A 25,210-nucleotide genomic window follows, 5' to 3' on the forward strand; every position below is an offset into this window, starting at 1 on the left:
ACACCAATTATTTTAATCTTTTAACTAGTGTTGTTCATGATCAAGTTTTTTATTTTAGTTCTTCTAATTCTTTTGTATAGATATCAATATCATTTATATATACATCCTTTGCATACTTTAGATATTCAATATATTTATCTGATAATTTTTTCTTAACTATAGCAGGATTTCCTATTACTAAGCTTCCCTCTTCAATCTCTAGGTTAGCTCCTACAACAGATCCAGCTCCTACAAGACAATTTTTAGGTATAGTTGCACCATTTAACAAAATAGATCCCATACCAATCACACAATTATCTCCTATAGTACATCCATGGACAATAGCATTATGTCCTACTGTAACTCCCTCTCCTAGTGTAACAGGATAAGGTGCATCTCCATGAACAGTGCAGTTATCTTGGATATTAGAGGCGTTTCCAATGGTGATCTTACTCATATCTCCACGTAGTACAGCTCCAAACCATATACTTACATCTTCACCTAATTCAATGTCTCCTACTAAAGTAGCATTAGGAGCTATATAGTTATTTTTTCCAATCTTTGGTGTTTTATCTTTTAAAGAATATATCATAATATATCATCCTTTCCTTAGAGGTTTCCCTAAAGGGACACCAATTAATATGAATAGAAAAATTGCTAAAGCAATTTTCTATTCTTTTTATTAAAGTCAAAACCTTTTATGCTTTTCATCCCTTAAAACCAGTAAACTACCTTCCTTTTATGATTTCCTAGAAAATTAATTTTAGATCGATAAAAAAGCCTAAAAGTTTAAAGCTCTTCTACTATCTCTTTTAATAACTTTTTCTCTTCCTTGGTAAATTCCCTGCCCTCTAATAGATCCGGTCTTCTCAGATAGGTTCTTTTAAGACTTTCCTTTTTTCTCCACAACTCTATATTTTTATGGTGTCCAGAAAGTAATATTTCCGGTACTTTCAATCCGTCAATTTCTGCCGGACGAGTATAGTGGGGATGATCTAATAGGCCATTATAAAATGAATCCTGTTCATAGGAATCTTTTTTTATTACACCAGGTAGGAGTCTGGCTATGGAATCAGCTATAACCATGGCTGGTAGCTCTCCTCCAGTCAATACAAAGTCCCCAATGGAGACCTCTAAATCTACTTTTTCCTCTATAACCCTTTCATCTATACCTTCATAATGACCTGCTATTATAGTTATTTCCTCTTCAGCACTGAGGTCATTGGATAAGTTTTGGTTCAGGGTCACACCTTGAGGAGAGGTATAGATTACCTTACCAGATGTATTTTCTAATGCCCTAAATATAGGCTCAGCTTTTAATACCATACCTGCTCCTCCACCAAATGGAGTGTCATCAGCAGTATTATGTTTATCAAAGGTATAATCTCTTATATCTATGATATTTATCTCCAGTGACCCACTGTTTATAGCTCTTTTAATTATACTTTCACCTTTAAATCCAGCAAACATAGCAGGGAAAAGAGTCAAAATATTTATTTTCATGGTCTCATTCCCTCTATTAGATCAAAAGTAACTACCCTTTTTTCGAAATCAATATCTTTTACAAATTCGTCTACTGAAGGAACCATTATCTCTTCCTTCCCTGTACCAATTACATAGATGTCATGCCCTGCTGTTTCCATCAAGTCAGTAATTTCTCCTAATTCTTCTCCTTCTACAGTGACAGCCATCATCCCAATGATGTCAGAGGCATAATATTCATCCTCTTCCAACCCTAAGATATCTTTTCTCACATAGATAGAATATCCAGATAAAGCAGTTCCTTCGGTTTTATTAGTTATTTCTTCAAAGTCAAAAGCTAATCTTTTAGGACTTATTTTTTTTATATTTGTTACTGTTAATATTCTGCTCATTCCACTGGTGTTTTTTACGATGACCTTTGATCCTACTATTATACTTAGGTCTTCAAAGTTTGAAGAAACCTTGACCGTTCCCATTAAGTGATGAGTTCCTGAAATTTTTCCAACTGAAATTAATTCCATATTCTTACCTCCTAATTAATCTAAAAATTCTACATTTACATTTAATTTATCTTTTACTGCTGCTGCCTGCATTACTCCTCTGATAGCATTAGCAGTCAGACCGTTTTTACCGATTACTTTCCCTAATTCACCATCAGCTACTCTGATTTTAAACACAATAAGGTCTTTCTTTTCCTCATATGTAATATCGATTGCATCTTGTGTTTTTACCATTTCTGAAACTATATATTTTAATAACGCTTCTAATTTTTCCATCTTTATATTCCTCCCTGGCTTTTGGCTAAATTGATAATTTTTTATCTTTCAATTAAATTATCTGTTCAATATCTATCAATTTTTTTAATTATTTTTTATCCTGTCTACTAATTCTTTAGTGACTCTTTTTGGCCTACCATCCCTATCTGTAAATATATTTGTGGTATTTGCAACTCCAAAAAGAATTTCCATCCCACTGTCATAAAATTCATATCTGAATTTAACTTTAATTCTATTTATCTCCGTCAAGATAGTTTTTATCTTTAATTCCATATCATATTCTATGGCTTTAAAAAATTTTATATCTATATCCGATACAGGAAGAAAGATTCCATCTTCCTCCAAAGATTTGTAAGAGATCTTCTTAGTTCTAATAAACTCAGTTCTTCCCTTTTCCATCCAGATAACATAGTTTGAATGATATACCCTTCCCATTTGGTCAGTTTCGTTATAGTAGACTCTGTGATCTATCGTATGACAACTTTTTTCCATTATTGCCTCCTTTTGATCTTTATTTTACATTTTTCTTTTATAATACACCCTTCCAAGGCCCTTCATAGGTTATCTTGGCATATACTCCATTTTTATCTAGGTCTTCTACAACAACTCTTACTTCATCAGCATAAAATTCAGTAGATATAATCTTTATTGTTCCTAATTTAGCATCTAAAGTTCTAACTATTCCTAAACCTTCATAAGCTTCCATTACCTTATTTATAAAATCGATGTGTTTTCTTTCTGTTTGAATGAAAAACTCGTAACTTCTCATCATAATTTTTTACCTCCTTCACGCTTCTAGCGATTTATTACCCCATAATAAAAAATTCAGAATGGATTTTTATCTCCATTCTCAATCCTTTAATTATTATTTTTCTTCTAAGACTCTGATAAGCTCCATATATTCATCGATACTTATTGCTTCAGCTCTTCTGTTTCCCTCTATACCTATAGTTTCTAATTTTTCTTTTAATTCAGCCTTGCTGAACCCTAGGTTAGATAAGTTATTCAGTATGTTTTTTCTCTTGTTAGCAAAGGCTGCTTTTACATATTTAAAAAATGTAGCTTCATCTACTAATTTTTCATACTTATTATCAGCACGAAGTTTAATTGACATAAATGCCGAATCAATCTTAGGTACTGGATCAAAATCTTCCTTTGGAATAGTAAATAAATATTCTGCATCACCAAAGTATTCAACAGATAGTGTAAGAACACTTCTCTCTTTTCCCGATTTTGCACATATTCTTTCAGCTACTTCTTTTTGTACCATTATATAAATTTCATTTATAATATTTCTATTTTCTATTAATTTATGAATAATTGGAGAAGTGATATAGTAAGGAATATTAGCTACTACCTTTATAGGTTCTCCTATTTTTTCTTGAAAATTTTGCTCTAAAACGTCTCCCATAAGTAAAGTAAACTTAGGGTTGGTATCAAATTTTCTTCTAAGTATTTTTTCTAGATCTGTATCTATCTCCATACATGTAACTTTTTTTCCATGCTCCAATAATAGCTCTGTAAGTGCTCCCTCACCAGGTCCTATCTCCACTATAGTATCTTCAGAATTTACATCTGAAACTTCTATAATCCTGTCTAAAACCTGACCTGCATTGGTTAAAAAGTTTTGTCCATATTTTTTCTTATGTTTAAATCCCATCTTTCACCTGCTTTCCTATAGTTTATTTTTCTATAGTTACTTTTCCGATAAACGGTAGTTCTCTATGTTTTTCTGCGTAATCAATTCCATATCCTACTACAAATTCATCTGGAATTTGGAATCCTGAAAATTCCACATCAACATTTGCTTCTCTTCTAGCTGGTTTGTCTAAAAGTGTACAAATACTAAGTGATTTTGGTTCTCTGATTTTTAATATTTCAACAACTTTGCTCAGAGTAAATCCTGTATCTATTAAATCTTCTACAATAAGAACGTCTTTACCTTTAATACAATCTTCAATATCTTTTTTGATCTTTACGTCTCTAGATGAAGTCATAGAATTTCCATAACTAGATACAGTCATAAAGTCTAATCTTACATTCTCTAATTTTAATTCACGGGCAATATCTGCCATAAATATTACTGATCCACGTAAAAGAGCGATCAATACTAACTCTTCACTGTTTTTATATTTTTCGTTTATTCTAGCTCCTAATTCTGCTACTTTCCCTGCGATCTCTTCTTTTGAGATCATTACATCTACTGAATATTTCATTTTCTATTATCTCCTTAGTCTTCTAATTCTTCTAAATTTCCCATGATACCTACGTAAGGGATGTTTCTATATTCTTGCATATAGTCTAATCCATAACCTAATACGAACTCATCCTCTATTTCAAAACCAATATATTGTACATCAATCTCAACTTCCCTTCTAGAAGGTTTGTTTAAAAGTGTACATAGTGATACTGATTTAGGTCCTCTATGTCCTAACATCTTTAATACAGTTTTCAATGTATTTCCTGAATCAATTATATCTTCTACTACGATTACATGTTTCCCCATGATATTTTCATCTAAATCTTTTTTGATCTTAACTTCTCTTGTTGATACAAATTCATTTCCATAACTAGATACAGTCATAAAATCCATCTTTAGTGGTAATTCAATTTTTCTACAAAGGTCTGCCATAAATATAATCGATCCCTTTAATAAACATACTACGATTATATCTTCCTCTTTCTCTTTAAAATCTTTTGTGATTTGAGCTCCTAACTCAGCAACTCTTGCAGCAATTTGGTCCTCTGTAAGCATTTTTGTGGCAATTCCTTTATCCCAAGGCTTTTTATTCAATTTATTTCCTCCTAAAGTTAATAATTTACCTCATATTTTACCATTAATTCTTAGTTTTTTTCAATATTATATTTTAAAATATAATACTCACACATTTCATTTTTGTTTTTTCATGATTAATACACTCAGTTTTTTATTCACAAACGTCTTTTTTCATGACGAATGAAGCAAAATGTAAACAAAATAAACATAAAAACTTTGTTTTATGTAAATAACAGAAAGATATAGAGCTAAAAATTTATTATTGGTTAAGTATAAAAATAGGAGATGACAACTCTATCATCTCCTAAAAAATACCCATATTAACTTTTATGGCTTGAAAGTTCTCAGCCCTCCTCCATTTCTAATATCTAGATGTACCCATGAGACTTCTGTTTCCAGACTTATTGATTTAGAGATTAAAATTCCCTCGTTATACCATCCAATAATTTTTTTCCTGGCCTGGGCAGCCGAAAGTCCTTTGACATCAAAATCTACAGCTCTTCCAAAAGAATGAGAAGAATAAGATGTATATTCTGGAGACCTAGAAGTTCTAAATCCTCTCCACTGGAATTGACCTCCAGTTGCCCAGTTATTAATTGTGATCTCACGGCCAAACAATTCCCTTAACTGATTCATTTGATCGATAAGCTCTTTATCTACAAACCAAATACTTCTTGACCCATATTTTCGATAAGTTTCTCTGTCTACAAATTCTTTAATACTAAAATGATTTTTACTCCTGTGTCCAGAAGCTTTTGGTCTATTGTTTGAAGTAGTTTTAACCACATTTTTCTGTCTCGAATTCCCTGAAACTTTCAACTTCATGTTAGGATGAATAGTTTGATTTTTCATATTGTTTAAAGCCATTAATTTTGGAGGAGTCAGATTATATCTAGATGCTATCAATGAAAGATTTTCTCCATATACAACAATATGATACCCATCTCCACCAACATCTATATTTGTTCCTGCAATAATTTTATTCGCAGCCAAATCATTTCTTGCTTGCAGCTGACTAATACTTATATTATATTTTCTGCTAATCACATCTAAAGTATCCCCCGGTCTTACACGATGTGTTTTTGAAAAAGAAATAATACTTAGATTAAGCAAAAATAACAAAATGATAGTTTTTTTATAAATTTTTCTCAAATTTAGATAATTGTTCTTATTTTTCATTTATTAGTAGCCCCTTATTATTGTCATTAAAAAAATTAATATTTTTTAATAAATTTTAGCATTTAAATTTATTTTTGTAAAATAAAAAACAACATGATATTGAATTCAGACAGGCGTAATCTAATTTTTTATAATCTTTTATTTATTATATCAGTTTTGTAATGTTGTAGAATAAAAAATGACTCCTGCATTATGCAGAAGTCACTATCTGTTTTTTAATTCATAAAACTCTCTTCATTTAATACTTTAGGTTCACCCTTTAAAACTTTCTTCTGTGTTTCTTTTGTTTCAGACCATTCTTTCCATCCACCATCATATACAGAAATTCTCTGAAGACCCATAGCCTGTGCATAGAACCATACTTCACTTGCTCTCCATCCTGTTCCACAATAAAATGCCAAATGATTTTTAGAATTTATTTTCAATCCTTCCCACATCTTTTGAATCTCAGTATACGGTCTCATATGAAATTGATCCATCCCTCTATAATCTTCTAAGTGCCAAGGGTCTGATCCTGCCATCCCCCATTTCGCTCCTTCGATTCTTCCTCTGGGTTTAATATAATCATAACCACTAACTTTCCCTAGATACTCTCTCCAGCTTCTAATACTGATAAGGTCTCCATCTTCAGCTTTCAATAACTCTACAGCTTCAGGAAGATCTATAATAATTTCTGGGTTTTGAGGTACCTCTGCACCAAATTCTTTTGCCGGCTTTGGAGTTTTCATCTCAGTTTCCACGGGATATCCTGCATCTTTCCATCCCTTAAGTCCGCCATTTATCATTCTTACATCTTCTACCCCTGCATATTTAGCTATAACTCCAAATCTTGTAGCAGCTAGAGGGTCACCATAGATAAGCACAAGAGTATTTGTTGTGATCCCTTGTCTTTCCATCTCAGCTTTAATTCTTACATCATCAACTCTGTTCCAAAGAGGCCCTTCCTCTACCCATCCTGTATGCATCCAGTAAGATCCTGGAATATGTCCCTCTTTATGAGGTTTTCCTTTTTCACCCCATCCTACATTAAATACTTTTACAGGTCTTCCATCATAGTGATTCACTTTTTTTCCCTCTAAAAGATCTTTTACCCAGCTCACAGGTACGATAGTTTCATATTTTTTTAATTTTTCAAAAGATAATGAATCTTCTGCCCACTTATCTACTCCTCCGTCAAAGATAGATACTGTATATCCCTTTTCTATAAGAGCTGCTGCCATAGTTTTAGACTCTTTACCATAAAGAATTATCTCATTGCCCGCTACAATTCCTTTTCTCTCAAGAGCCTTTTCTATATCCCCGTCTTTTATAGCACTGGTAGGATAATTTACTGCTCCAGGAATATGACCATTAATTCCTTTTCCATCTAAATCCCAACCATTATATTCATCATAACTTCTAGTATCCATTAAAACTATATTTTTATCTTTTTCTGCTTTTTGTACTTCCTTTACACTAACAGAACCCTTTTTAATAACTTGATCTTTTGGTTCCTCTACTTTACTGCCGCATCCTATTAAACCAATCGTCAGTGTCAGTATAACAAACAATTTTTTCATGATCTTCACCCCAGTTTATATTTTTATGTCTCAACTTCTAAAATTTTATGCATTATCATGCTTTTCCTTCATTTCAGCAGTTATATCTATTATTCTATCATTTTGTTCTATTTTATCAAAGGTATAATTTGCACTATTTAGATATAGTGTGCATAACCTCGTTCAATTGTCTAGATTTTAGTTTTCTACAACATCTCTATAAATGCCTCTATCCTTGTTTTTATCTGCCCTGTATCCCCAATTGAATAGTCTGTTTCAAGGGACATATACGGAACGTCTTTTTCCTTAGTTACAACTCTTTTTATCATGTGAGTTTCTACACTATAAGTATGGCAGGCTTGAAGAATTACTTCTACAACTCCATCTACCTGATATTCCTCGATAAGTCTCTTTAAAAGATCTTCTCTATCTGTATTCGGCGACATAACAGAACAGGGAATAGATAAATATTTTTCCGCCAGTGCCTGGATAGGCTCTATCGTTTCATCCACAAGCCTATCTAAGTTCTTAGCGCCACCACAATTTTCATATGTAACTACCACGGCTCCTGCATCCTCAATAGGTTTTATTATTTTTTCTGCTACTCCCCCTATAGGACATCCTGTAATTAATATTCTCGGTGCTTTCACAGAAACCTTAGAACTGTTATTCCTGTCAATCTCCTTTAAATTTTCTATTATTTCTCTAATTTTTTCATTTTGCAGTTTCTTATCAAAGGTATAACTTACACCATTCAAAACCTTATGCATCTCATACCCTGAAAGAGGCGGAGGAGTTAGTTTCCCCAGGCTATAAAACTCCTTTAGAAGTTTTCTCTCATCATTAATCTGGGAGATTGCCTCTGATATTTTTTCCTTTGAGATAGATGTTTCAAATTTTTTCTCTAATTTTTCCTTAAATCTGGATATTTCCTCTTTCCAAAGATCTAACCCTCTCTCTTTATCCTGAGTCTGGGGGAGCTGCATTACATAGGTGTCTTTTAACTCTCCCAAGAGTTCATACATCTTCTTTTTTCCGTCACACGTTGTTTCCCCTACAATCATATCCGAAAAATACATATAGGGACATTTATCCGTGAGAGCATAACCATAACTGGCTTTTATTAATGGACATAAGTTTTTAGGCAGGTGTTTCTCTGCTGCCGGTATAGTTTCTTCACTTAATGAGCAAAGTGATACTGGGACAGCTCCTGCTGCATAGATTAATTCCTTAGGTGTATAGGTACAAAATGTCCCTACTATATGTTTCCCGCTGTCTTTGAGTTCTTTTATAGTCAAAAAACCATCTCGTCTGGCTTCTTCAAAATCTTGAAAATTTTCTGGTAATTTATTGATGTCTTTCATCGCTGCTCCCCTTTTTATAGTTTTTTATTTCCTCTAGGATCTCCTGTTACGATAGGGTTTTTAGGATCTTGTATCCACTCGTAGAATCCTCCGTCATATACACTCACGTTTTCCCATCCCATTAAATAAGCATCAAAGAAAGCTAATGCTCCTCTCCACCCTGTGGCACAGAAAAAAGAAGATTCATTTTCAGCTTTGATATCCCATTCTTTCCACATTTTTTGTATTTGGGTATAGTCCCTCATTGTCCCGTCAGAATCCACAAAATCTTCTGAGTGATATCCATCTGAACCACCGTGCCCGAATACAGACTCCGGTATACGACCCTTTTCAGTGAAATAAGAATACCCTCCATTATTTATTCCTGCATATTCTTCCCATGAAACTACTGCTACCAATCTTCCATTGGGATCTTCAACTAATTCTTTTGCTTCTTCTAAACTTTTTGTATATTCCGGGTGCATAGGTATCTGTCCACCAAAATCACCGTCTGAAACCCAAATATTCTCGCCTTTCTCCAGAGATAATCCAGCATCTATCAATCCTTTTATATTAGAATTAATTATTCTGACATCTTCAACCCCTGCATACATAAGAACATGCGCTAATCTACCTGATGCCATAGCTTCATCGCTATAAACTATAACCATTTTATCCTTCGTTATCCCTGTTTCATTTAATAATTTTTTTATTTTCTCATCTGAAACCACATTCCAAAGAGGTAAACTTTCTATATCGTTTGTATCTATATAAATAGCACCTTTTATATGTCCTTTTTTATATTCTTTTTTTTGTTCATAGTTTACATTTACAATGATATATTCCCTTCCATCATAATTTTTTACTTCTTTCCCTTCTGTTAAATCCTTAATCCACTGAGGATAGACCAATTTTTCATAGTTCTTTAACTTTTCCACCTCTAAAGAATTATCACTGCTCCAGTCCTGCATACCGCCTTCATAATTAGCTATATTTTTATAACCTGACTTTTTTAAGGTATTATAAAGTTTTAAACTTTTTTTCCCGTAATTAGAATATACAACTATATTTTTTTCTGGTGATAATCCATTTTTTTCAAATATCTTTTTCATTTCATCATTATTTAATCCCTCTAATAATTTAGCAGAAAGGTTTATAGCGCCTGGAATATGTCCGCCTTTTATTCCTTCATTTAAACTCCACCCGTTAAATTCCTCATCTGTTCTAGTATCGATTATTATAAAATCATCACTTTTAAGATTTAAATTTATATATTCTTTAGTTACTGCCTTTATGGCGTCTTGATTGCTTACCTCTTTAACAGGAGCTCTTCTGCACCCATAATTTACAGAACCTAAAATTATCAAAATAGTGATTATAAATACATTTATATTTTTTTTATCCCTTTTTTTCATTTCCCCCCCTAGTGTGTTTTATAGTGTCTCTACCTTAATACAAAATTATTCAAAAGAACAATTCTACCCCTTTTCTATATCTGCTTCCCATACCCATGGTTTTTTCCTCATTAGACCATCTGCAAAAGGTATATGAGTTGAAATTATCACAGATATCAATAGTAACTGTTGATACCATAATAGCGGCATAACTTCTAGTGGTGTTACCTTTCCACCTGCAAATCCAACTAAAATAAGCATCTGTGCTCCATATGGAATAAACCCCTGGGCTATACATGAGAAAATGTCTAAGATTGCAGAACTTTTTCTCGGATCTACATCATATTTTCTACATAGCTTTTTAGCTATAGGACCATTTATAATGATGGCAACAGTATTGTTAGCAATAGCCATATCTGTAAGTCCTACCAATGCCCCTATCCCTAACTGTGCAGTTTTAGGCCCTCTAATACTTTTTTGTATCTTATCAAGGAGCCACTGAATCCCTCCTGCTTTAGCAACCATAGTAGCCAGACCACCTGTAAGGAAAGAAAGAAGAAAGATCTCATTCATCCCTGTAAATCCATTATAAATCTCCTTTGAAAAACCAAGAAAATTAAAACTTCCATAGACAAACCCTAGTATTCCTGAAAGAGCAATTCCTCCGGTTAAAACAGTGAAAACATTCAGCCCTATCAAAGAAAATACCAATACAAAGATATAAGGCAAAATTTTAATTAAATTGAAATCATAGTTTTGAACTTCAGGCAAGACTTCTGGTCTTCCAAAAACAATTAAGAGTATTATGGTAATAACCGCTGCAGGAGCCGTAATTAAGATATTCACCCTAAATTTATCCTTCATCTCTACACCTTGTGTTCTCGTCGCAGCAATCGTAGTATCTGAAATTATCGAAAGATTATCTCCTAACATAGCTCCACCCATAACTGCTGCAAGAACCAATGGCAGAGAGAGACCTCCCTTTTCAGCTAATCCTACAGCTATAGGAGCAATAGCAACAATGGCTCCTATTGAAGTTCCTGTAGCTGTGGAAATAAATCCAGCTATAATAAATAATCCAGCAGCTATATACTCTGCAGGAATGTAAGTAAGTCCCAGATTAACCGTGGAATCCACTCCTCCCATGGCCTTAGATACTCCGGCAAATGCCCCGGCAAGTAAATAAATTATACACATGATTACTATATCTTGGTGACCACATCCGCTGATAAATGTATTAAATTTCTCAGTAATCGTTCCTTTAAAAAGAATAAACGCACTGACAATTCCTGCAAATGCCGCAATAGGAGCAGGCAGCTGATAAAATGCTAACTCTACACCCTGGGATTGGAGAACCAAACCGCTTCCTAAATAAAGACCAATAAAGATAAAGAAAGGTATCAACCCCTTAAAACTCCCTTTTATATTTTCCTGTTTCATAACTCCCCCTGTATTTTGTATTTCAAATATAGTTAAGTAATAGATTTAAGTTCCTCTTACCTCAAATAAGATGAACTTAAATTATCAATGATACTCCTGTAGTATTAAAAAAATTCAAAAACTTTTTTTAACATCGATTTGTTTTAATTTCAATTCTTACAGCATCTCAACAAATGCTTCCATCCTTGTTTTTATCTGTCCTGCATCTCCTGTAGAATAATCTGTTTCAAGAGCAATATATGGAACATTTCTTTCCTTTGTCAAAAATCTTTTTATGCTATGACTTTCGATACTATAGGTATGACAGGCTTGAAGGATCATATCTACTACACCATCTACCTTATATTCATCTACCATATCTTTTAATAACTCTTCCCTCCCTTTATTTGGAGTCATTACAGAACATGGAATATTTAGATATTTCTTGGCAATAGCTTCTACAGGATCTATAGTTTCATCTACTTCCTCATGAAGTTCCTTATATCCCTGACAGTTTTCCAATGCTACTACTACAGCTCCTGCGTCTTCAATGGCTTTTATAACTTTTTCAGCAACTCCACCTATAGGACATCCTGTTACCAGTATTCTTGGCGTTGTTTCTGTATATGTACTATTATTTTCTGCCTGTTTTTTCTTTAAATCTCCTATAAGTTCCCTTACATTACTTCTCATCTTTTCCTTATCAAATGTATAGTTGGCACCATTTAAAACAGTAAACATATCAAATCCTGATATAACCGATGGTTTTATCTTCCCAAGTTCGTGGAACTCCTTTAATAATCTTCTATCTTCATTGCATGATTTGATCGATTCTTTTAATCCCTCTTCTGTAACCTTTACATCAAATTTATTCTCTAATTTCTTTATTAAAAACCTGATCTCACTCTTCCAAAGATCCATTGCATGTTCCTTATCCTGGGTCTGTGGCAGCTGCATTACATGGGTATCTTTTATCTCTCCTAAGAGTTCATACATCTTCTTTTTCCCGTCACAAGTCGTTTCCCCAACTACCATATCGGCAAAATACATATACGGACATTTATCAGTAAGAGCAAATCCATAACTGGCTTTTACAAGTGGACATAGATTTTTTGGCAGATGCTTTTCCGCTGCCGGAATAGTCTCCTCACTGACAGAACAAAGTGATATAGGATGAGCATTGGCTGCATATATAACTTCCTTTGGAGTATATGTACAAAAAGTTCCCACAACATTTTCACCTCTGTCTTTAAATTCCTTTACAGTAAGAAATCCATCCCTTCTTTTTTCCCCGAATTCCTCAAATTTTTCCGGTAAGCTATTTTCATTTAATTTTTTCATTTTTTATCCCCCTAAAGTTTATTTTTTATTATCTAAATAATTATAATTTTCTTAATTAATCAAGTTTATGAAACCCCTTTAACTAATTGAATACACCATCATTTTGCTTTTTTATCTAAATATTTGCAGAAAAAATAGAGGGGGGTGAAAATTGGTGGTATCCACCTCTCCCTCTTTTATCATAACTACTCTCTAAAAGTTTCTATTTTTAGTTATTTAACTACAACTATATTTGTAGAAACTCCTCCCCACTCTTTCATACTTCCCTTATAATTATTTACATCAGAATATCCCAACCTTACTAATTCTTCTGCTAAAACCTGACTTTTTCTACCTGTATTACAATAAGTAATAATTTTAGTTTTCATATCCACCCCTTTAGACCTGAGGAGTTCTAGTTTTGCTGAATCATCTTCTATATCCATAAATGTGTCCAAAGGTACATTTATTGCTCCTGAAATATGTCCACCTTTTATTCCTCTTCCAGGTGTTTTCCCATTGTATACCTCTTCACTTCTCACATCTATAATGACTACATTTTCAGTATTTAATCTTTCCGTTACATAGTTCATGTCCACAATTTTAATTCCATTTGATGCCATTACTTGAACTGCCATCACAACCATAATTCCTAAAACCAATAATAATTTTTTCATTTTATCTTCCCCCTTTATTTTTTTACTTCTTTATTTTTTTAGCCAAAATAGCAGCTCCGATAGCTCCTGCATATCTTCCCAATTCATGGGTTACAACTTTTTTTCCCATAGCTTTAGACAGCTCATCCAATATATATGGATTTCTTGAAAGTCCGCCTGTAAGGAAGTATGCCTCTGATTCCCCGTGTCTTGAACACAATGAATTTACTTTTTTTATTACAGAATCCACTATTCCAAATGCTATATTTTCTCTTTTCTCTCCTCTTCCGATAAGGCTTATAACCTCTGATTCAGCAAAAACAGTACACATAGAAGTTATCTCTATTCCATTACCTTCCCTGGCTAAATCTGTCAAAGTATCTATATCTACCCCTAGAGAGTTTGACATAACCTCTATAAATTTACCTGTTCCGGCAGAGCATTTATCATTCATGGTAAAATCTTTAACCACGCCATCTTCTAATGAAATAACCTTGGTATCCTGTCCTCCAATGTCTACAACTGTTGTATTCTCTCCAATAAAGTGTTTTGCCCCTACTGCATGACAGGTTATTTCTGTAATTGTCTTATCAGCAAATGGAACTGAAACCCTTCCATAACCTGTAGCAACAACTTTAGAGTTTGATTCTTCTACCCCCATATCACTCAATCTTTTTTTTATATTATTAGCGGTATCTATACTGCTCCACCCCGTTGGCAGAACAAAAGTTTCCAAGATGTCTGTTTTTTTCATAACCGCAACCTTGGCTGCTGTAGATCCAATATCTATTCCAATTTGATACATTGCTATCCCCCTGTTTTTATTTTTCTCTAAAACGACTGTACAGTCTGGCTGCTTCCATAAAATATTCTACATTTTTAGGAGATGCATTTATAGGTATATCACATCCTGTAGCCAGAACAAATCCCTTAGGATTATTGTACGCTTTATCTATACACTTTTTTACTTCCCTATAGATACTTTCCCTTGTCCCATTTAACACGACATTTACAGGGTCAACATTTCCTATGATACAAAATTTATCCCCTAGAGTTTCACAGGCTTCCCCTATATCGTCGATATTATCCAGACTGAGAGCTGACAAATTAAGTTTTTTTATCTCCAGCCAATGTTTTTTTGTAGTCCCGCATATATGAAGAGCCGGCCCCCTTCCCATCCTATTCCTAATATGTTCTACACATATCTCCAAATAGGGCAGTGCAAATTCTCTGAAAGTTTTTGTACTTATGAGGGTTCCCGAAGCTACAGGATCAGGCATACTAGGAACTATTCCCATATCCATCACAGCATCCATATAGTTGAGTACACTTTTGGTGACTCTCTCCAAAAGCTTGTGAATACCCTCTGGATTTTTTCTTATATCCTTTAAGAATTTTTCTGTTCCTATAATCGTTGCGGCAGTACTAAATGGTCCTGCGACGCTACTTCCCACAGAAACTTCACCTGAAACTTCGTCTATGAGTATCCTTACTCCCTCTAAAAAAATAGGCAACCTTCCGTCTGATTTAGAGTCACATATAGGTAGGAGGTCTATATTATCATAGTCTACTTCTACACATCTTTTTACATATGGATAACTGGTCTCTGGCAGATCCAAAACTACTCCTAAAGCCTCTGGTACTCCATATAATCCAGGTCCTACACTGACACCGTCATGGCCAAAAATTTTATAAGCTTCTATTTCAAGATCTGCCATGAGTCTTCCTGATAAATTTACTTCCCTGATATTTTTATTGATGAGCTGAGCTCCAAACATATCTATAAAGGGGCAGGTTAAAATCCTGTCTGCACTTCCTGTTTTTTCTATCATCTTTTCTCTTTCTAACGGTTTCATACTCTCTCTCCCTCTTTTTACTGATTTACAAATTCAAAATACTTATCTAGTTTAATTTTAAAGGCGATATCGCTTCTACAAATTTTATTCTACCGAGAACGATATATGAATTAACTCCATTTAAAAATAAAAATATAATGCTTCATTTTTATTTTTAATACAGCTGCCTCCTACTACTTTAAAACCTTTTTCATTGAAAAATTCATCCTGATAAGATTCCACCGGATAATTTTTCATATCCAGTCTTTTTTTTAGGTCATTGAATAAAACCGGGCATATATGAACCACTATATCCAGGTGGGATAATTTATCCAAAAGATCTATAAACCTCTCTACAATCCATCTTTCATGGTGCTTTCCTAATATTTCAGGCATGGCAGATGGATCGGCATAAGAAAAGTGTCTTACACCATTTAAATTCAGGGTCTCTACAAATAAAATAAAATTCCTTTCTATTTTTTCAAATGCTGTTTCTAATTTATCTGTATCTTTTCTCATAAGTCTCAACACTTTACTCATTTCAATAAATGAAATTAAGGTTGTAAATATTCCATCCAGGGAATAAACCTTTGCTTTTGAGATGGCTTCAATATCTATATTTTCTTTTTTTAAACCTTCCAGATTTAAGAATTCATCTACATTACTACACATTATTTCTTTTACCTTATTATATTCTGTCATGCCTCCCATGGCACTGAATAATGAATTAGAGAATAAAGGAAAGAACCCTTCTTTTTCCTGTAGAATATAATCTAGCCTACCCTCAGGTATTTCTAAATTATATCTGTCCATTATTTGTTTTGATATTTCCAGGTCGTTCTGTCTGATACATTTCATATTTTTCTCCTAAAATTGTAGTTCTTTTATAAAAACATCTTGAAATTTTGCACTCTTAGATAGCTCCATTACATCGATCTTAGTAGTCCTTATTTTTTCTCTCATCTCTTTATTGACCAAGTACCCAATACAACCATTTAATGATGTGTTCCCTGCAAAACTTATTTTCCCGTCAAAATCAGAGATAATACCTATATTTAATATGCTCTCAGCATTCAGGTGGTATCCGAATGATCCAGCTATTATTACCTCATCGATATCAGATATATCTTTTTCTACTTTTAAAAGGAGTAATTTTACTCCTGCTGCGATGGCTCCCTTGGCTAATTGTATCTGTCTGATGTCCCCCTGGCTCAAATATATATTTTCAGTTATATAAAACTTTTTATCCCTTAACTTTTCTTTGAATTCTGGTTTCATTCGGGGATTAAGCTTTCCACTTTTTAAGACAATCTTGTGTTTTACAAATTCAGACATGATATCTAATAATCCGCTTCCACATATTCCTGTAGGAGTCTCTCCTATTGTTTTTATATTAAACTTATTATCTGTCTCATCTATCTCAAAACCTTCAATAGCACCATTTCCTGCCCTCATTCCACACTCTATATTCATACCTTCAAATGCAGGCCCGGCAGCAGTTGATGTCCCATGTAGTTTCCCGTCAATAGATAAAACCATCTCACCGTTTGTTCCAATATCTATAAACAGGGTATTATTCTTTTCCTCTAATTTTATAGCTGCTACACCGGAAACTATATCGGCTCCCACATAACTGGAAGCATTGGAAAGTAAGGTTGTCTGTATATTATCTATAAAAAATGATTTTTCCTCTAAAAATACAGGTTCATAGGGTGAGATCGCAAGTGACTTAGGGTTTTCTCCATAGATCAGATGCTGCATCGTAGTGTTTCCGGCAATTGCTATCCTGTCTGTAGTTCCTACTTTTTTTATGATATCTTTTATTTGACTTAAGATCGCATTTTGTAAGTTTGAAACATCATTCTGTATACAATATGTAATTCGGGATAGTACATCTGCTCCATATTCACTCTGATAGTTTAAACCTGAATAATTTCCTGTTATTCTTTTTTTATCCAAATCAATTAACCTGGCCGAAACACCTGTTGTCCCTACATCTATAGCAAGTACCCTTCCCTTCTCCTCGGTATCTATATCAAGGTTTATCTCTTCTTCAGATATTTTTAATTCCGAGTCTGTAAGTTCAAAAACCTCTACATCTCCTAATACCTTTGTTATACAGGCTAATCGAACTTCTTTAGGGAGATTTTCCTCTATTTTTTCTTTAGGAGATAGATTCCCATTGACTTTTATCTGACACTTTTTACAGATCCCCATACAATTGCATGGTGTCTCTATTTTTTCCTCCATAAATCTTATGGCGTCACTTAATATAATTCCTTTTTCTACCTTTATTTTTTTATTTTTATATCTGACTGTTACCAGACTATGATTCTCTTTCTTATAATTATCTCTCACCCATACTCACCCTTTACTCTTTACTGTATCTGTCATTACTTTTAAATTCTTGATAGATGTACTCATGGCCAGTCCGCAGGCTGGCGATACAATGCTGGTTCCGTCTTTTATAGCTGTCTCTGTATGTAATTTAACTTTTTCATCCTCTCCCTGGTCTAAAAGCTGAGTACTCACATTCCCCATGATTGGAGCCTGGATTATTTCTTTAGCCTGCCTTACCCCTACTGCTGAATCAAAACTGAGGGAATCTGCTCCAGATTCATTTAAGCTTTCTAAAATACTCTTACTCTTGCCACATATATGAATAATTATTTTTATTCCTTTTTCATGTACTGCTTCTGAGATCTTTTTATACATAGGTATCATAAATTCTTCAAAATTTTTCTTCCCTAAGATCTCCCCTGTAGCACTTGGATCAGACATAGCTATAAGATCAGCACCACTTTCTATCATCTCAGCGGCAAATTTGATTAAATAATCTGTAACGACTTCTAAAAATTTCATAGCCATAACTTTATCTTTTCTCATCATCTTATAATAGTCCGTTGGTTCAATAACAGATGTCACCACACTCATGGGACCTGTTATATTACCGATTACCGGGATCTCATCATTTTTTAGCTTTGAGATTGCTTCCAGCACAACCAAGGCCCTTTTAGAATGTTTTACTTTTATCACATCTAAATGATTTAAGATATCCTCATTATATTTAGTTATTCTCGGTTCAACTAATTTACTTCCCAAATCCACTTCCACATCAAAAGGTTCACTCTCTATTGTCATACAAAAAGGGACTCCATAATTTTCAAACCCTGTTATTTCATGTACTTTTACAGCAGCTTCTACCATTGCATCTACATCACTGTTATGATTTTTTTTCATCCCTTCTACAACTTCTGTTACCGCAGCATTCATCATCCCTCCCGGGCAGATAACAGGCGGCCTGTCTGTATTCTTTCCATTTAAGACATCTATTAGTCTTTGTTTTTCAGTCATATTCCCTCCATATTTAGGATAAAAAGTTTTTTTATCTTCTGCTAAAAATTATTCGGTCTCACTCTTAAAATCATAAGCACCATAACTTCTCGCTGCATCCATCATTGCGTCTATATTTTCAAATGGTACTTTTTTTGGAATTTCACACCCTGAAGACAATACAAAACCACCTTCATACCCTTCCATCTCTTGTAATACTTTTTTACAGACCTCCATTATATCTTCCCTTGTTCCAAATAATAATTCATCTGCCGGCGTTATATTTCCCAGTATTGCTGATTTCCCAGCTACCTTTTCCCTGGCAACACTTAAATCACAGATATCTATACTTAAAATATCTGCTTTTGTATTTGCCATGAGATCAATAATTTTATGTGTCTTCCCACAGATATGAAGAGCTATAAGGGAGTTCATCTCATGAGCTAAGTCTACTAATTCTTTAGTAAATGGTAATGAAAATTTCTTATATAATTTAGGACTTAGTATACTTCCAGAAGAAATCGGCTCTAAAATTATAGGCAACGCATTATGATCTATGCATTCCTTCATGAAATTTTTACAGCTTTCGGTTGTCATTTTAAGTAAATCCATACAAAACTCAGGATCATTATACATCTCCTTCACAAAATCCTGAGTTCCTCTCAAAGTAGCAGCAGTAGATAACGGACCAGAAAAACATACAGCTGAAATTACCTCATCTCCGACTTTTTCACTTAATATATCCAAAGCTTCAAAAAAGATAGGGAATTTCCCGTCATTTTTATCTGCGACCTTAATCTTATTCAGATCTTTTCTTGATTGTATAACAGGATTATGAGTGCATGCTGGTTCATCGTCATAATAGACTAATTCCTGCCCCATGGCTTCTGCAACATAAGAAGTATTGGTAAATAAATATGACAAATCATACTTATATCTTTCATATGCAGCAATATAGGAGTCAGCCATAACCTTCGGATCTAGTTGAAATTCATTGATAGTTCTGCCTATTAGATGAGATGCATTTGATGTTACTATGGGCATACATGGAACCCTGTCCATAGGCTTCCCCTGTAAAAATGCCATAACTCTTTCTTTAGATGTCAATATATCATTTTTTACTTCCATCTATGCAGCCTCATGTATTTCTTTTATCTTTCTGACAGCTTCATTGGCATCCTTAGTATACAGATCTGCTCCGATCTCTGTTGCAAACCTCTGGGAGATAGGCCCTCCTCCTATGGCAACCTTTACAGATTCTCTCATACCTTCAGATTTTAATTTTTCAATAACAGTTTTCATACCTTCCATGGTAGTTGTCATGAGGGTAGACATAATAATAAAGTGAGCCTCTACTTCCTTTGCTTTATTTACAAATTCATCTAGTATTACATCTCTTCCCAGGTCATGGACCTCTATACCTCCGGCTTCTAACATGATTTTAACCAAATTCTTTCCGATATCATGGGTATCCCCTTCTACTACACCTATTACTGCTCTTATTTTATCGCTAGATACATCTCCTTCTAAGTGAGGTTTTAATACGTCTATTCCCATATTCATAGCATCTGAACAGATTAACACTTCAGGCAGAAAATATTCTTCCTCTTCATACAGCTGACCTACAACTTCCATTCCTGCGATCAAACCTTCCTGGATAGTTTCTTTTGCCGGTATTCCCATTTCAAGTGACTTTTTACATAGTTCCTCTACAACTTCTTCTTCCATCTCAATTAAATTGTTTTTAATTTCTTCAAATAATTCTTTTTTAGTCATTTTTTCTCCCTTTTTTTTATTTTATTTTTTTACACATAACTGAAACTTAGAGTTATAAATATGACTCTATAGTTGAACTTAGTCAGATACATTCAGATTGTTATGACATTACAATGTCAGCATTCCTATAGATTTAAACCTTACAACCTTTTCGTTATTAACCACACTAAACTCACTAAGTTTTAGATATTTTTGTTTTCTTCACGTTCTAACCTGTTTCTGCTTAGTCTTTGCCTAATTCGTGACTAAGCCTTTTTCTTTCACTTCACCTTTGGTTTATTTTTATATTTTTGCATCAAAAAAGGTGACATAAATAACTACTATAAATTAATAGTTTCATATGTATTGTGTGTGTTTTATATTTTTGCATTAAAAAATATAAAGGTTTCTATTTTAACTAATTTATATAACTAGTTGTAATATTGTATTGTTTATTTGTTGTTCTTTTTATAATGATTGTTGGAACTAGGCGTTCCGAAAATAATTATTTAGGAATAGATAAAATATTAAGGTCAAAATTTCTCGTTAATATATTTATTTATATCCATCATAATTTTAAAATGGGTCGAAAGTTAAAGAGTGAAAAGAAATATATGTTTATAATATTGAAGCAATAGGTCCACCTAATATATAATTTTTTCAAATTCTAAAAATTTCATTATGACTTCATCCAGAAGTTTATAATCTATTCAGGCTCAATTGAATCTTAATTTAAACATAGTTTTCTCCTTTAAAAATTTATTTACATAATTTATACCATTTTTTTCCCGACTTGTCACTAAAAACTAGGATTTTCTCACTAGTTTTTAGTGGTCTTTTTCTCTTTATTTAAATAATTTTCTTATATTTTCCCTATCTAAATCCCCTATAAGAATTAATTTATTGTTTCTTTTCACCCTTTCTTCAACTAGTTCATATTCTCCATTTACAATATTAAATGAACAATTCCCCAAAAAACCCTTTCCTCTGAGGACCTTTCCATACTGCTCAGAGGACAATGTTTCCAATATCTGTTTTAATCTTTCTATGTCTATTTTAAAATCCGTTATAGACATACTTTTTATGTCTTTAATTTCAAAAATAGTTTTTGCTTTGGAGTTTATTTCTTTCAGTGATCTTTCTATTTCAGAGATATTTTCAACTTCTAGATCATCTATTTTACTTATATAGAGGGTTTTGGCATTTTCTATTTGATCCATGAAGAAACTACCGAATATCTCTATCTGCTCCAGATAATTTTTTCCGTCAATAACCGTAGTTACCGCAACAATCTCGCATCTTTTGGATATCTTTTTACTTTTTAATATCTTTAATATTTCTCCTAATATCCCCAAGCCTGTAGGCTCAATTATTATCCTGTCGATATCATTTTCTATTATCTTTTCCAGAGATTCCTTAAAGTTTTCCTTTAAGACACAGCAGATACATCCGCTGGAGATCTCTTCTATTTTTACCCCTTCCACTATAAATTCACTGTCTATGGATATATCCCCGAATTCATTTTCAATTAAAACTATTTTTTCTTCACTAAACTCTTCTTTCAACTCTTTTAATCTCTTGTTTATAAAAGTGGTTTTCCCCGCTCCTAAAAATCCAGAAACAATTTCAACCTTAATCATCCTCATCACCTACTTTGATATTGTTATAATCCCATCTATACAAACCTTTTTTTTATTTATTATTTTCTATAAAAATTCTTATCTCTTCATAACTAGCTCTTCCCCATTTAGATACAGTCTCTAAATTTTCGATAGGAGTCGTATTGATACAAGAACACCCAAATGCCATAAGATAATTGTCATATTTTCTCATTTTATTATGTAGTTCAGCGGTTTTATCAGTTACCTCATCCACACTACCCCTTCCAAGAAGATATATAGGGTCTAGATTTCCTATAACTACTTTATCTTTAGGAAAAATTTCTATAATCTCTTCCATATCCATTATTTGATCAAAACTAAATGCATCTATTGGAGTCTCTAATATATAAGGATAAATCCTACTTGTATCTCCACATATATGCACACATTTCCAGCAGTCTAAATTTTTGAAAATTTTATTTAGATTATCTAATACCATCTCAGGAAACTTTTTTGGTGCCAACATAACTGTAGATGGTTCTGCTATAGATATCATCTTTACACCTGCTCCTACTATGGCTTTTGCATATCTATCCACTACCTCACCTGTAAATTCTAAAAGTTTTTTTACAAAGTCAGGATTTTTTATGGTTGCCTTGAGTAATCCTGTGGCTCCAGCTAACTGTACAGCCATCGTAAAAGGTCCTTGTAGAGATACAAACAATGGTTTATCTATATTTTCTGAAATAAGATTTAACGATTTCAAATTAGTTTTCATCCTTTTATTTGTATATGGATCAGGAATCTCTAATTTTTCTAAATCTTCCACAGTTTTTATCGGATGATCCATTACCATGGAAAAGTCATACCCTGGCTTTTTAAGAGCAACTCCCATAACATCACAGAATAGATTTCCTTCATCTAAAGCATAGATAAAATCACTAGGAAATTTTTCCTCCATCTTCTTTGCCAGCATCAACTGCTCTTCGGGAGAAGCATAGATCTCTTCCATGGGTTTTTCTACCATAATAGGTCCATTGGCTCCCATAAATGGCAGGAGATATCCCCTTTCCTCCCGATTTATATATTCCATTAAAGTCATAATTTATCTCCTCTTTATAATTTCTACAAGTTTATCCTTTATAACCATATATTTGTTGTAATCTACAGAATAATTCATATCTACAGTAAATTCTTCCGTAGCTTTCATGTCTTTTTTATCTCCTAAAACTTCCATCATAAGAGTCTCTATTCTTTCCCTTCCGATCTTCTTTTCAGCCATCTTCATTATTTCCTGATCCTGAATTCCAAACCTCAGATTTTCCCACCTTATAGATCTTATAGGTTTCATATCTTTCCCAGGATAAACAAAGAACATATCTCCTGCCTTCCATCTGGGATATTTATAGCTGACATTTTCAAAGGGCTTGCTTGTCCAGAGTGCATAGTCCCATCTTAAAAAACCATTTAGTCCCATATAGTAGGAGTACCAGCCTGTCAACCTACTTTCCATCAGTGGTGAACTTATGAAGTGGTTTAATTTATCCGGGAACCAGCATACATACCAGGTTAATTTTCCTTTTATTTTTTCTTCTATATCTTTTAAAATGTTTTTACTTTTTAATAGTAGAGGCAGAGAAAGAGATACATCTGAAATCCCATCCAATCTATCGGTAAAACTATCTTCATGGAGGGCAGTTTTTATAAGAAGATCCATTTCAGCTGAATCCTTTAAAAATTTTGACCATTTTTTAAAGGACTCTGGATTTTTAGGCATATCGCTGATTACCCTTACTCTGTCCATAAGGTTCTTTTCATTAAAAAATTCAAATACCTGTCTGATATATTCTCCCAGATCTTTTTTATTGTCTATGTAGCCATGGGTTCGACTCTCTTCTGAAAAGAAACTTATCCTTATATAATCGTCATAATCCTTTAGAGGGTTCCCAAAATCTGTCCTCTGCCAGCTTGCCAAAAGACCAAAGATATCAATCTCATTTTTCATCCCGTATTTAAAGCAAATCTCCAAATATCTTTCCAAGGCAGTAAAGTCACACTGTATCTTCCCTTTTATATCTTTTTTTACTCCTATGATATTATGTTCAAAGAGATTTGAACAATTTTCCTCTACCTGGAAGCATCCCTGTCCCTCCCAGGAAAAATCAGAAGCCACCACAGTGATCACTTTTTCTCCCAGTGAAGCCAGCTCCGCTGTATAATTCTCTATTATCTTAAAGTGATCATCACTCCAAAATTCTACCTCATACATCCTTGCCCAAGATGAAAGGTGCTGCCATAGATCCAGGTGAAAGTCAGATTCTTTCAACTCAGGGAGAATTTTATCTACTACAGCGATATCTAAGTTTATAACCTGCTCCTTTATCTCTGTATCATACCCTTCCTGACTCAATAAATTTATGGTAATATTCAGGTTATCTCCACAATATTCTTTATCCACTCTTCCCTCTACCCAGATCATAGTCGGTTTACCTGCCTCATTGTATAGATACTCCTTCTTCAATATAGGATCTGTTATGAGGGTCTTTGAATCATCATCCAATACATATCCCAGAAAATATCCTTTAAGGTCTGTATTTTCTCTTTTTTCAAGGTCTATTCTCACCCTTTTTTTCAATCCTTTATAACCTATGTGGTTATGAGATCCCAGAGAGAGCAGTATACTTTCTTCACTGGTTAGGGCTATCTGAAATGCAAATTTCTCACCCTTTAATACCCTTAAATTTAATTTATCTTCCACAGGAAGACTGGTACCGTCTATATGTTTGAATGCTGAATTATAAAGTTTATATTGAATATTCATCGA

General features: G+C 33.5%; 26 protein-coding genes. All 26 read right to left on the minus strand.

The genetic code is table 11. From position 1 onward, the window contains the following. Positions 1-49: 49 nt before the first annotated feature. The gene (locus tag K337_RS0107955) at positions 50-571 is read right to left on the minus strand and encodes a gamma carbonic anhydrase family protein (RefSeq protein WP_028856126.1); all 522 of its coding nucleotides are present in this window, start codon (positions 569-571) and stop codon (positions 50-52) included. A 197-nt stretch (positions 572-768) separates the two neighbouring features. Then, a complete protein-coding gene (gene trmD, locus K337_RS0107960; RefSeq protein ID WP_028856127.1) occupies positions 769-1,482 on the minus strand; it encodes a tRNA (guanosine(37)-N1)-methyltransferase TrmD in 714 nt (237 codons plus the stop codon). After that, complete coding sequence (rimM, locus tag K337_RS0107965; RefSeq protein WP_028856128.1) at positions 1,479-1,982, minus strand: ribosome maturation factor RimM; 504 nt, start codon at positions 1,980-1,982, stop codon at positions 1,479-1,481. Before rimM ends, trmD begins: the two co-directional genes overlap by 4 nt. A 15-nt stretch (positions 1,983-1,997) precedes the next feature. Beyond that, positions 1,998-2,237 (minus strand): KH domain-containing protein, encoded by a 240-nt coding sequence (locus K337_RS0107970; protein WP_028856129.1) that lies wholly within the window; start codon positions 2,235-2,237, stop codon positions 1,998-2,000. Between the two features lie 84 nt (positions 2,238-2,321). Beyond that, entirely contained in the window at positions 2,322-2,729 is a 408-nt protein-coding gene (locus tag K337_RS0107975) for an acyl-CoA thioesterase (RefSeq protein ID WP_028856130.1), read from the minus strand. 37 nt (positions 2,730-2,766) lie between these two features. Next, positions 2,767-3,009, minus strand: a complete 243-nt coding sequence (locus K337_RS0107980) for a DUF4911 domain-containing protein (RefSeq protein ID WP_028856131.1) — start codon at positions 3,007-3,009, stop codon at positions 2,767-2,769. 93 nt (positions 3,010-3,102) lie between these two features. Then, positions 3,103-3,897, minus strand: coding sequence for a 16S rRNA (adenine(1518)-N(6)/adenine(1519)-N(6))-dimethyltransferase RsmA (rsmA, locus tag K337_RS0107985; RefSeq protein ID WP_028856132.1), 795 nt, complete (start codon positions 3,895-3,897; stop codon positions 3,103-3,105). 22 nt (positions 3,898-3,919) lie between these two features. Next, positions 3,920-4,453, minus strand: a complete 534-nt coding sequence (hpt, locus tag K337_RS0107990; protein WP_028856133.1) for a hypoxanthine phosphoribosyltransferase — start codon at positions 4,451-4,453, stop codon at positions 3,920-3,922. Positions 4,454-4,467: 14 nt separating this feature from the next. Next, the gene (gene hpt, locus K337_RS0107995; protein ID WP_245584873.1) at positions 4,468-5,031 is read right to left on the minus strand and encodes a hypoxanthine phosphoribosyltransferase; all 564 of its coding nucleotides are present in this window, start codon (positions 5,029-5,031) and stop codon (positions 4,468-4,470) included. A gap of 309 nt (positions 5,032-5,340) precedes the next feature. Further along, a complete protein-coding gene (locus K337_RS19160) occupies positions 5,341-6,060 on the minus strand; it encodes a LysM peptidoglycan-binding domain-containing protein (RefSeq protein WP_169712883.1) in 720 nt (239 codons plus the stop codon). 347 nt (positions 6,061-6,407) lie between these two features. Continuing rightward, positions 6,408-7,751: a sulfurtransferase gene (locus K337_RS0108005; RefSeq protein ID WP_028856135.1), complete on the minus strand. Its 1,344-nt coding sequence runs from the start codon at positions 7,749-7,751 to the stop codon at positions 6,408-6,410. 185 nt (positions 7,752-7,936) lie between these two features. Next, positions 7,937-9,094, minus strand: a complete 1,158-nt coding sequence (locus K337_RS0108010; protein WP_037029262.1) for a double-cubane-cluster-containing anaerobic reductase — start codon at positions 9,092-9,094, stop codon at positions 7,937-7,939. Between the two features lie 14 nt (positions 9,095-9,108). Further along, a complete protein-coding gene (locus K337_RS18035) occupies positions 9,109-10,488 on the minus strand; it encodes a rhodanese-like domain-containing protein (RefSeq protein ID WP_051251673.1) in 1,380 nt (459 codons plus the stop codon). A gap of 63 nt (positions 10,489-10,551) precedes the next feature. Beyond that, positions 10,552-11,907, minus strand: a complete 1,356-nt coding sequence (locus K337_RS0108020) for a Na+/H+ antiporter NhaC family protein (RefSeq protein ID WP_028856137.1) — start codon at positions 11,905-11,907, stop codon at positions 10,552-10,554. Positions 11,908-12,063: 156 nt separating this feature from the next. After that, the gene (locus K337_RS0108025) at positions 12,064-13,227 is read right to left on the minus strand and encodes a double-cubane-cluster-containing anaerobic reductase (RefSeq protein WP_028856138.1); all 1,164 of its coding nucleotides are present in this window, start codon (positions 13,225-13,227) and stop codon (positions 12,064-12,066) included. A gap of 212 nt (positions 13,228-13,439) precedes the next feature. After that, entirely contained in the window at positions 13,440-13,883 is a 444-nt protein-coding gene (locus tag K337_RS18040; RefSeq protein ID WP_028856139.1) for a rhodanese-like domain-containing protein, read from the minus strand. 22 nt (positions 13,884-13,905) lie between these two features. Further along, positions 13,906-14,667: an acyl-CoA dehydratase activase gene (locus tag K337_RS0108035; protein WP_028856140.1), complete on the minus strand. Its 762-nt coding sequence runs from the start codon at positions 14,665-14,667 to the stop codon at positions 13,906-13,908. A 16-nt stretch (positions 14,668-14,683) separates the two neighbouring features. Beyond that, positions 14,684-15,718, minus strand: coding sequence for a uroporphyrinogen decarboxylase family protein (locus tag K337_RS18045; RefSeq protein ID WP_051251674.1), 1,035 nt, complete (start codon positions 15,716-15,718; stop codon positions 14,684-14,686). Between the two features lie 120 nt (positions 15,719-15,838). Then, positions 15,839-16,555: a uroporphyrinogen decarboxylase/cobalamine-independent methonine synthase family protein gene (locus K337_RS0108045; RefSeq protein WP_028856141.1), complete on the minus strand. Its 717-nt coding sequence runs from the start codon at positions 16,553-16,555 to the stop codon at positions 15,839-15,841. A gap of 9 nt (positions 16,556-16,564) precedes the next feature. After that, complete coding sequence (locus K337_RS0108050) at positions 16,565-18,055, minus strand: ASKHA domain-containing protein (RefSeq protein WP_051251675.1); 1,491 nt, start codon at positions 18,053-18,055, stop codon at positions 16,565-16,567. Between the two features lie 6 nt (positions 18,056-18,061). After that, on the minus strand, positions 18,062-19,051 hold the full coding sequence (locus tag K337_RS0108055; protein WP_028856143.1) for a uroporphyrinogen decarboxylase family protein: 990 nt from the start codon (positions 19,049-19,051) through the stop codon (positions 18,062-18,064). A 48-nt stretch (positions 19,052-19,099) separates the two neighbouring features. After that, positions 19,100-20,158: a uroporphyrinogen decarboxylase family protein gene (locus K337_RS0108060; protein WP_028856144.1), complete on the minus strand. Its 1,059-nt coding sequence runs from the start codon at positions 20,156-20,158 to the stop codon at positions 19,100-19,102. Next, entirely contained in the window at positions 20,159-20,806 is a 648-nt protein-coding gene (locus K337_RS0108065) for a corrinoid protein (protein WP_028856145.1), read from the minus strand. Positions 20,807-21,630: 824 nt separating this feature from the next. Beyond that, entirely contained in the window at positions 21,631-22,425 is a 795-nt protein-coding gene (locus K337_RS0108070) for a CobW family GTP-binding protein (RefSeq protein WP_028856146.1), read from the minus strand. 52 nt (positions 22,426-22,477) lie between these two features. After that, the gene (locus tag K337_RS0108075; RefSeq protein ID WP_037029265.1) at positions 22,478-23,488 is read right to left on the minus strand and encodes a uroporphyrinogen decarboxylase family protein; all 1,011 of its coding nucleotides are present in this window, start codon (positions 23,486-23,488) and stop codon (positions 22,478-22,480) included. A gap of 3 nt (positions 23,489-23,491) precedes the next feature. Beyond that, a complete protein-coding gene (locus tag K337_RS0108080; protein ID WP_028856148.1) occupies positions 23,492-25,207 on the minus strand; it encodes a DUF4091 domain-containing protein in 1,716 nt (571 codons plus the stop codon). Between the last annotated feature and the right edge of the window lie 3 nt (positions 25,208-25,210).

The sequence above is a fragment of the Psychrilyobacter atlanticus DSM 19335 genome, from assembly GCF_000426625.1.
Taxonomy (GTDB): domain Bacteria; phylum Fusobacteriota; class Fusobacteriia; order Fusobacteriales; family Fusobacteriaceae; genus Psychrilyobacter; species Psychrilyobacter atlanticus.

Excerpts from the sequence above, each read along its gene's own strand:
- K337_RS0108035 (WP_028856140.1), bottom strand. The coding sequence starts at position 14,667 with ATGTATCAAATTGGAATAGATATTGGATCTACAGCAGCCAAGGTTGCG.
- K337_RS0108075 (WP_037029265.1), bottom strand. The coding sequence starts at position 23,488 with ATGACTTTAATGGAATATATAAATCGGGAGGAAAGGGGATATCTCCTG.
- rimM (WP_028856128.1), bottom strand. The coding sequence starts at position 1,982 with ATGGAATTAATTTCAGTTGGAAAAATTTCAGGAACTCATCACTTAATG.
- K337_RS0108080 (WP_028856148.1), bottom strand. The coding sequence starts at position 25,207 with ATGAATATTCAATATAAACTTTATAATTCAGCATTCAAACATATAGAC.
- K337_RS0108065 (WP_028856145.1), bottom strand. The coding sequence starts at position 20,806 with ATGACTAAAAAAGAATTATTTGAAGAAATTAAAAACAATTTAATTGAG.
- K337_RS18040 (WP_028856139.1), bottom strand. The coding sequence starts at position 13,883 with ATGAAAAAATTATTATTGGTTTTAGGAATTATGGTTGTGATGGCAGTT.
- K337_RS0107975 (WP_028856130.1), bottom strand. The coding sequence starts at position 2,729 with ATGGAAAAAAGTTGTCATACGATAGATCACAGAGTCTACTATAACGAA.
- K337_RS18035 (WP_051251673.1), bottom strand. The coding sequence starts at position 10,488 with ATGAAAAAAAGGGATAAAAAAAATATAAATGTATTTATAATCACTATT.
- K337_RS0108060 (WP_028856144.1), bottom strand. The coding sequence starts at position 20,158 with ATGGAAGTAAAAAATGATATATTGACATCTAAAGAAAGAGTTATGGCA.
- trmD (WP_028856127.1), bottom strand. The coding sequence starts at position 1,482 with ATGAAAATAAATATTTTGACTCTTTTCCCTGCTATGTTTGCTGGATTT.
- K337_RS0108070 (WP_028856146.1), bottom strand. The coding sequence starts at position 22,425 with ATGATTAAGGTTGAAATTGTTTCTGGATTTTTAGGAGCGGGGAAAACC.
- K337_RS0108055 (WP_028856143.1), bottom strand. The coding sequence starts at position 19,051 with ATGACTGAAAAACAAAGACTAATAGATGTCTTAAATGGAAAGAATACA.
- hpt (WP_028856133.1), bottom strand. The coding sequence starts at position 4,453 with ATGAAATATTCAGTAGATGTAATGATCTCAAAAGAAGAGATCGCAGGG.
- K337_RS18045 (WP_051251674.1), bottom strand. The coding sequence starts at position 15,718 with ATGAAACCGTTAGAAAGAGAAAAGATGATAGAAAAAACAGGAAGTGCA.
- K337_RS0107955 (WP_028856126.1), bottom strand. The coding sequence starts at position 571 with ATGATATATTCTTTAAAAGATAAAACACCAAAGATTGGAAAAAATAAC.
- K337_RS0107980 (WP_028856131.1), bottom strand. The coding sequence starts at position 3,009 with ATGATGAGAAGTTACGAGTTTTTCATTCAAACAGAAAGAAAACACATC.
- K337_RS0108045 (WP_028856141.1), bottom strand. The coding sequence starts at position 16,555 with ATGAAATGTATCAGACAGAACGACCTGGAAATATCAAAACAAATAATG.
- K337_RS0107970 (WP_028856129.1), bottom strand. The coding sequence starts at position 2,237 with ATGGAAAAATTAGAAGCGTTATTAAAATATATAGTTTCAGAAATGGTA.
- K337_RS0108010 (WP_037029262.1), bottom strand. The coding sequence starts at position 9,094 with ATGAAAGACATCAATAAATTACCAGAAAATTTTCAAGATTTTGAAGAA.
- K337_RS0108005 (WP_028856135.1), bottom strand. The coding sequence starts at position 7,751 with ATGAAAAAATTGTTTGTTATACTGACACTGACGATTGGTTTAATAGGA.
- rsmA (WP_028856132.1), bottom strand. The coding sequence starts at position 3,897 with ATGGGATTTAAACATAAGAAAAAATATGGACAAAACTTTTTAACCAAT.
- K337_RS0108025 (WP_028856138.1), bottom strand. The coding sequence starts at position 13,227 with ATGAAAAAATTAAATGAAAATAGCTTACCGGAAAAATTTGAGGAATTC.
- K337_RS0108020 (WP_028856137.1), bottom strand. The coding sequence starts at position 11,907 with ATGAAACAGGAAAATATAAAAGGGAGTTTTAAGGGGTTGATACCTTTC.